This is a genomic window from Aminobacter sp. P4_H6_2 (assembly GCF_056400805.1).
The window spans coordinates 1-1,177 of record NZ_JBFUKO010001010.1 but is presented as its reverse complement, the minus strand read 5'-3'; the positions used below and the strand labels follow the sequence as shown (position 1 = coordinate 1,177).

The 1,177-nt window shown below is 59.9% G+C and carries 2 protein-coding genes; both read right to left on the bottom strand.

Features of this window, described 5'->3' with window-relative positions:
- Positions 1–199 (bottom strand): aminoacyl-tRNA hydrolase (locus tag AC1DUU_RS32535; protein WP_476787405.1); only part of this gene is annotated, 199 nt, incomplete at its 3' end.
- 26 nt (positions 200–225) lie between these two features.
- Positions 226–843, bottom strand: a complete 618-nt coding sequence (locus AC1DUU_RS32530; protein ID WP_476787404.1) for a 50S ribosomal protein L25/general stress protein Ctc — start codon at positions 841–843, stop codon at positions 226–228.
- Between the last annotated feature and the right edge of the window lie 334 nt (positions 844–1,177).

Below are 1,177 nucleotides of genomic sequence, written 5' to 3'. Positions count from 1 at the left end.
GGTTCATGAAGGTCTGCGGCTTGATCAGGATGACCTTTTCGCCGCCGATGTTGCCTTCGGAAATCAGGCCCTTGAACTTTTTCGTCCAGGGCGAAAACGAATGGCGGCGGGCAATTGCGTCCGCCGCCATGTAGCCGACATTGTGCCGGTTGTTCTGATATTGCGCACCCGGATTGCCGAGACCTGCAAAGAGCAGCATGTTCGGATCCTCCGGGCGCTAGAGGCTTAGGCCTCGGCGGCCTCGCCACCTTCGGCAGCGCCTTCTTCCGACTTCGATGCCGAAGTGCCGGCGATCGTTGCGATGGTGAAATCGCGGTCGGAGATGACCGGCTTTACGCCCTTGGGCAGCTTGACGGCCGAGATGTGGATCGAATCGCCGATGTCGGTGCCGTCGAGATCGACGGTGATGAAGTCCGGGATCGCATTGGCCGGGCAGTGGAACTCGACTTCGTGACGAACGATGTTGAGCGTACCGCCGCGCTTGATGCCGGGCGACTTTTCTTCATTGATGAAGTGCACCGGAACCTGGACGTTGACTTCGGTGTTTGCGCCGACGCGCAGGAAGTCGACATGCATCGGGAAGTCACGGACCGGGTCAAGCTGATAGTCCTTCGGCAGGACCTGGATCTTCTTGCCGTCGACATCGATCGTGGCCACGGTGGTCAGAAAGCTGCCGCMATGGATCTTGTAGAAGATGTCCTTGTAGGACAGGGCGATGGCCAGGGGAGGCTGCTTGTCGCCGTAAATAACTGCAGGCACTTTACCGTTGCGGCGAACTTCACGGGCGGACCCCTTACCGACCTGTTCGCGTGCTTCGGCCTTGAGCTCGTATGTTTCGCTCATGGCATTTCCTTTCGGTTGTATGGAGCGCCTACGGCCGGCTCGAAGCCGCATCCGTAAACGTCGAAAGCCGCCGGGTGGGGCGGCCTTCCGCCGCGTTGCCTCCAAGGGTGTCTACGCGGGTGGCGGCTCTATAACGGAAGGTGGCCAAAAGTGCAACCGCCGGGGCTCTTTGCGCTGGCTCCCTCATGGAGCCGTCGTGGCCACTCGCGAAATCGTCCGCATGCCTGTATCACGCCGGTTCGTAACATTCACGGCGGCAATTTCATTGATGCAAGAACTTCTCCCGCTCGACCTTTCGGCGGCCACTATCCTTGTGCTTGTCGTGGCTGCGTTC